Raw genomic sequence first — 6163 nt, forward strand, 5'->3', positions numbered from 1 at the left:
AGTAACTTTTTATATTTAATGAAATACATCATTTACGATCATGCAAAAACACAATTGTAATTATTTATTTACACTAAGTGTAACCTTAATTTGACATGAATAAATTAATCCTTTAGCCTGCCTTTCCATAACGATTTCAATCAGTTCAGAAACTAGGGGAAAGCGTGAAGAATCGTACTCTTGGCAGTATTTTTATCGTAGCGGGCACGACAATTGGCGCAGGAATGCTGGCGATGCCGCTGGCAGCAGCCGGTGTCGGTTTTGGAACAACCTTCGTGATGTTAATCGCTCTTTGGGTTTTGATGAGCTATACCGCTTTATTGTTGGTGGAAGTTTATCAATACAGCCCGGCCGATACGGGCCTGGGAACGCTGGCAAAACGTTATCTTGGGCGAGGAGGCCAATGGCTCACCGGTTTCAGTATGCTTTTCCTCATGTATGCTCTGACAACCGCTTATATCAGTGGTGCAGGTGAGTTGCTGTCAGGCAGCCTCTCTTCATGGCTGGATAAACCTATTCCTGTTTCATACGGTGTGCTGATTTTCACTCTTGTCGCGGGTTGTGTTGTCACTATCAGTACTCAATCTGTCGATATGATTAACCGCCTGCTATTTACGGCAAAAATCATCTTTCTGGTTATTATGCTGACCGTCATGATGCCCCACATCAAAAGCACTAACTTGATGTCAATGCCTTTGGAACAAGGTTTGGTATTATCAGCTATTCCCGTGGTATTCACCTCTTTTGGTTTTCACGGCAGTGTGCCAAGTATCGTCAATTATATGGGGGGCGATACCCGTAAGTTACGCAAAATATTTGTTATCGGCAGTGCTATCCCATTAACTGCCTATATCCTATGGCAATTAGCCACTCTGGGTGCCATCTCTTCCCATACTTTTGTCGGGATCTTAGCGGAGCAATCAGGGCTGAATGGGCTGTTAAAAGCGGTGAGAGAGGTTGTCGCAACACCTCGTGTAGAGCTTGCTGTCCGTCTGTTTGCTGATTTGGCGCTGGCAACCTCATTTCTTGGGGTCTCCTTAGGTTTGTTTGATTATATGGCAGATCTGTTCAAACGCCGTAACAACGCGACCGGTCGCCTGCAAACCGGCATCATTACTTTTGTTCCACCATTGCTTTGCGCTCTGTACTATCCAAACTTTGTCATGGCATTAACTTTCGCCGCAGTCGCTCTGTCCATTCTCGCACTGTTACTACCTTCCATGCTGGCATGGCGCAGTCGTCAAATTGAGCAACGAGCCTATCGGGTAAAAGGCGGAAAACCCGTTCTGATTCTGGTATTTCTTTGCGGAATTACGGTAATTGCTATCCAGATAGGTATTGTCAGTGGTTTACTGCCAGAAGTGGGTTAGTTAAGAAGTCAAAACTGTCCGCATCAGCAATGGTGCGGACAAAACGCAAAAGTAAATTAGAAATTCAAACCAGCACCGATATAAAATCCATCAGCCAGTTTGTTATCCCTATTTCCCTCTTTCCCTCTCATGTTCATAACCCGATAACCAGCATCCACCGTCAACGGTTTAAATACGGTAAAACGTAAGCCACCCGCAGCCTCAACATAAGAATCAATACCCGAAGTTAATCTGGATGGCGCACCGTAAGCTTCACCGTACAGCGCTAAAGCGGGCATAATAGTCCAACTCAAACCCACACCTGCGGCTAATGCCTCACCATTTTTCCCATCTTTAGGGGATAAATAGAGAGCCTTACCGCCAATGCTGGCCGTCAATGGACCAACAGGCAGGCTAAATGCGGTTCCCAAACTTCCCAACTGCCCATTATGATCACTGCGTGCCCAGTTGCCATTAAAGGATAATCCAGCACTGTTATCACCAATTGCCGCAGAAGTATGGGTGAAATGGCGGCCAGCCTGAACATTCACGGAAATTGCATTCGCTGATTCAGCAATCAACAACAAACCGGTTGCTACCGCGGCAAGATAAACCTTCATGATATTTCCTCTTTATTTACTTAATGTTAAACATATTACGTAAATACAACTAAACCGATAGACAACAAAAAGAAATGAATCATCTATACTTACTAAATATGTGTGAATTTTTCATTTCATTTGCTTAATAATTAATTATGTAAATAGTTTTATTTTAAACAATAAACAAGAAAATAATAAATGAATTATAAAAAAACACAATATTTGCATTTCGCCATTTGACCAGAACATTTTTTCTTAATCAGCGATTCCGCTGTTTTTTTTCATGTAAAACAGGAGAAGTGTGATGAAAAAGAGAGGACTTACAACGAATGCTGGTGCCCCTGTCGTTGACAACAATAATGTCATGACTGCGGGTCAACGTGGTCCTATGTTGTTACAAGATGTTTGGTTTTTAGAAAAGCTTGCCCATTTTGATCGTGAAGTGATCCCAGAGCGCCGTATGCATGCCAAAGGTTCTGGAGCTCATGGCATCTTTGTGGTTACTCACGATATTACTAAGTACACCCGCGCTAAGATTTTTTCTGAAATAGGCAAAAAAACCGAGATGTTTGCCCGTTTCTCAACCGTCGCCGGTGAGCGCGGCGCAGCAGATGCTGAACGTGACATTCGTGGTTTTGCGCTTAAGTTCTATACTGAAGAAGGGAACTGGGATTTAGTCGGCAACAATACCCCGATATTCTATCTTCGTGATCCGCTGAAGTTCCCAGATCTTAACCATGTTGTTAAACGCGATCCTCACACTAATTTACGTAATCCTGCCTATAAATGGGATTTTTTCTCTCATCAACCTGAATCACTGCACCAATTAACGATTGATTTCAGTGACCGTGGCGTACCTAAATCTTTCCGTCATATGCACGGTTTTGGTAGCCATGCTTTCAGCTTTATCAACGAAGATAATGAACGTTTCTGGGTGAAATTCCATTTCCGTTGTCAGCAAGGCATTAAAAACCTGATGGACGAAGAAGCAGAAGCGCTGGTAGGTAAAGATCGTGAAAGTTCTCAACGTGACTTGTTTGCAGCAATTGAGCAAGGAGATTATCCACGCTGGAAATTAAAAGTCCAAATCATGCCAGAGAAAGAAGCTAATCTGTTATCGTACAACCCATTTGATTTGACCAAAGTATGGCCTCACGGCGATTATCCGATGATTGATGTCGGTTATTTCGAGCTAAACCGTAATCCTGATAACTATTTCTCAGATGTTGAACAGGCTGCTTTCAACCCAGCCAATGTCGTGCCAGGTATCAGTTTCTCCCCTGATAAGATGTTACAAGGCCGTCTGTTCTCTTATGGTGATGCTCAACGTTATCGTCTTGGCGTTAACCACCATCAAATTCCAGTCAATACGCCTCGTTGTCCGTTCCATAATTACCACCGTGATGGGGCAATGCGGGTCGATGGCAACAGCGGAAACACCGTGACTTATGAACCAAACAATGCAGGATTGTTCCAGGAACAACCTGAATTCAAACACCCATCATTGTCTTTAGAAGGAGATGCCGATCACTGGAACCATCGTCAAGATGAAGATTATTTCAGTCAGCCTCGCGCACTATATAACTTAATCAGTAGTAAAGAGCATCAGCGTATGTTTGACCGTATCGCCAGTGAACTGTCACAAGCTCATGAAGATACTCAACGCCGCCAAGTCGAGCTATTTAGAAAAGTTCACCCAGAATATGGCGCCGGTGTTGAAAATGCGCTGAAAAAAATGAAAGGCTGATTGCTAACAACCCCGTATCATTAATTATCTCTGCCCATGACTCCATTAGTGATAATGGGCAGTACGAAAATAAATCAAAATAGCTCAAGGGAAACCGGGTAAATCTATCACCCGTAAATCCATCACCCATTTTTTAATTTGCTGGCGGGAGATTTTAATACCGTTATTTTTAAACTGTTGAGGTAATAGATAGTAAGAAATTTAGCATTGATAAGAGTCAAAACAAATATTTCCCGATTTATTTTTAGCTAATTATAGTTATGGATTTCCATTTAGGAAATTGCTAAATTTCGGCTCACCGTTTTGCTGAATTGCTTTGGGCTAGCCATTGCACCTATTCACTTTCTGGAATGTATTGTATGCAATGGAGTGTTATTCGATCGCTCAGCTTATTAGTTCTACTTTATCCACTAGGCATTGATCTCTATTTAGTATCTGTGCCAAACATAAAATTACACCTTTTAGCTTCTGATATAGAAATGAATCGGGTGTTTTCCGTCTATCTCATAGGAGTTGCAAGCAGTCTATTACTTGCTGGAAAAACTGTAGATCGATTTGGTATGTCATTAACATCAGTGTTTGGATCAGCATTATTTATAGCGTCATCAATATCGTGTGCAATTACTCCTGCTCAAGAAGTTGAGCTGTTTATTACCAGTAGATTTCTTCAAGGATGTGGCAGCGGAATATGTTATATAGCGGCACTTTCAACAGTGAGAAAATGTTCTTACGATAGTGATGAGAGAGTAAAAGCTTACGCTATCCTCAATGGTATTTCATGTACAGTGCCAATCCTAGCACCAAGTATAGGAGCAATAATTGTTCTGTTGGGGTGGAAGTCCATATTTTACTCTATGGCTGCTCTTGGTGTGATAGTTAGTGCTGCCTCTGTTAATATGAACAAGAATATCAGACCACTTGAAAATTTAGGGAATAAAGTACAGTCGATAAATTCTTTTCTAGATCCCAATTTTATCAAGATGGTGATTATTTCCTCTGTCGGGCTTACCAGTGTATTCACTTATGTAAATATCAGTCCACTCGTACTAATAAACAAATATGGCTTAACTACCAAAGAATATGCGCTTTGGATGGGATTATTTGCGGCATTAAGTGTGACGACTTCATTTGGTCTGTCTTTATTGAGACGTTGGATTTCTGATAGAATTTTGCTTAACACAGGGCTAATTATACTGGGTGCTGCTGGATGCCAACTATACCAATTTGAAGATATTTTGGGTACTTATAGCTATATGATAACCTTTTCACTAATAGGTATCATCAACTCTATTTTATTTACAATCACGCTAAATAGAGCTCTAGAGCCTTTTAAGACTAATGCCGGTAGTGCTAGTGGTATTCTTCATACAGCCCAATTAGTGATTGCTGCTTGTTATATGTACATATCTGGGTTGTTCAACATTGTGCTGCATGACATGATGGTTTTTCTATTAATTTTCGGTAGCTTGCTAGGTTTGATATGTGTATATACAGTTGAGCAACGCTAGAAGCCAAAAAACCAGTAATGACTTATCTATAAATACAGGTCATATTTCTAGTTTCTAATTTTATTGAATAAATTTTTTATCGTATCTAACTATTTTATATAAATGAGGGGTTAAGTAATATTGCTAAGATCCCCATCCTTATCGATAGAGAACAGAAATTTTTGAACGAATAACTGTGCGTTATATATTCTTCTATAACGGGAAAGAGTATTTTAAATACGATAATCCGTTAAGAGAATACATAACAAATAATATTTGAACTACAAATATATGAACATTCTCTATTAAAATTATTAAATCAGAAGATAGTTCTATTAATCCAAGATTAAGGAGAATTAATGAAACTAGCTATAATTGGTTGCGGAAATATTGTTCTTAAAGAGCACATCCCTACAATAAATACATTAGGGATTGAAATCGTTGGACTCTGTGATATTTTAGAAGAAAACATTATCGAAGCACGTAAGCTAATTAATTACAAAATACCAAGTTATTCTTGCTATCAAGAAATGTTGGAAGAGGTTCCCACTGATTCTGTTCTTGTAGCTCTTCCTCATTACATGTATGAAGATGTCATTAAGTATTGCTCTGGAAAAAAATTAAAAATCATCAAAGAAAAACCATTTGCCATTAGTATCAATCAAGCTAAAAAATTGAAACAACTAGCCTATACCAATAACGTTGAACTATTTACTGTTTGTCAAAAGCGGTATACTAAATCATACAGACAACTAAAATCAGTAATGGATGAAAACAATGGCAAACTCAAACAAATTAAGATTCGATACACAATCCCAAGCAAGGATCCCAATAGTAATTGGCGCGGTAAGTACAGTAATGCAGGAGCAGGGCACGAGCATACTTTGACTGCTATTCATCCAAAGAAAACTCTTGCCCGATAATCATCGCACCAACCCGCTTTTTTAAGCTTGTTCCTTTGGCTCGGTGCCCCGCAAT

Annotated in this window: 5 protein-coding genes; 4 read left to right on the forward strand and 1 reads right to left on the reverse strand. The window is 40.0% G+C overall.

Annotated features, from left to right (window positions below; all coding sequences use genetic code 11):
* Positions 1-164: 164 nt before the first annotated feature.
* Positions 165-1370 (forward strand): tyrosine transporter TyrP, encoded by a 1206-nt coding sequence (gene tyrP / locus ACGF49_RS14345; protein ID WP_387491546.1) that lies wholly within the window; start codon positions 165-167, stop codon positions 1368-1370.
* Between the two features lie 56 nt (positions 1371-1426).
* Here the strand turns inward: tyrP and ACGF49_RS14350 are convergent, their stop codons facing one another.
* The gene (locus tag ACGF49_RS14350) at positions 1427-1969 is read right to left on the reverse strand and encodes a YfaZ family outer membrane protein (RefSeq protein WP_113042520.1); all 543 of its coding nucleotides are present in this window, start codon (positions 1967-1969) and stop codon (positions 1427-1429) included.
* Between the two features lie 286 nt (positions 1970-2255).
* Here ACGF49_RS14350 and ACGF49_RS14355 point away from each other — a divergent pair, with 286 nt between their 5' ends.
* From ACGF49_RS14355 to ACGF49_RS14365, 3 genes are all read left to right on the forward strand, one after another.
* Positions 2256-3698 carry a catalase gene (locus ACGF49_RS14355; protein WP_113042518.1) on the forward strand — a complete coding sequence of 481 codons (1443 nt, stop codon included), beginning with the start codon at positions 2256-2258 and terminating at the stop codon, positions 3696-3698.
* A 359-nt stretch (positions 3699-4057) separates the two neighbouring features.
* The gene (locus tag ACGF49_RS14360) at positions 4058-5206 is read left to right on the forward strand and encodes an MFS transporter (RefSeq protein ID WP_262977574.1); all 1149 of its coding nucleotides are present in this window, start codon (positions 4058-4060) and stop codon (positions 5204-5206) included.
* 338 nt (positions 5207-5544) lie between these two features.
* Positions 5545-6108, forward strand: coding sequence for a Gfo/Idh/MocA family protein (locus ACGF49_RS14365; protein WP_387491550.1), 564 nt, complete (start codon positions 5545-5547; stop codon positions 6106-6108).
* The last annotated feature ends 55 nt before the right edge of the window (positions 6109-6163 follow it).

The organism is Photorhabdus sp. RM96S (genome assembly GCF_042879335.1).
Classification (GTDB): Bacteria; Pseudomonadota; Gammaproteobacteria; order Enterobacterales; family Enterobacteriaceae; genus Photorhabdus; species Photorhabdus kayaii.

Excerpts from the sequence above, each read along its gene's own strand:
- ACGF49_RS14360 (WP_262977574.1), top strand. The coding sequence starts at position 4,058 with ATGCAATGGAGTGTTATTCGATCGCTCAGCTTATTAGTTCTACTTTAT.
- ACGF49_RS14355 (WP_113042518.1), top strand. The coding sequence starts at position 2,256 with ATGAAAAAGAGAGGACTTACAACGAATGCTGGTGCCCCTGTCGTTGAC.
- ACGF49_RS14350 (WP_113042520.1), bottom strand. The coding sequence starts at position 1,969 with ATGAAGGTTTATCTTGCCGCGGTAGCAACCGGTTTGTTGTTGATTGCT.
- ACGF49_RS14365 (WP_387491550.1), top strand. The coding sequence starts at position 5,545 with ATGAAACTAGCTATAATTGGTTGCGGAAATATTGTTCTTAAAGAGCAC.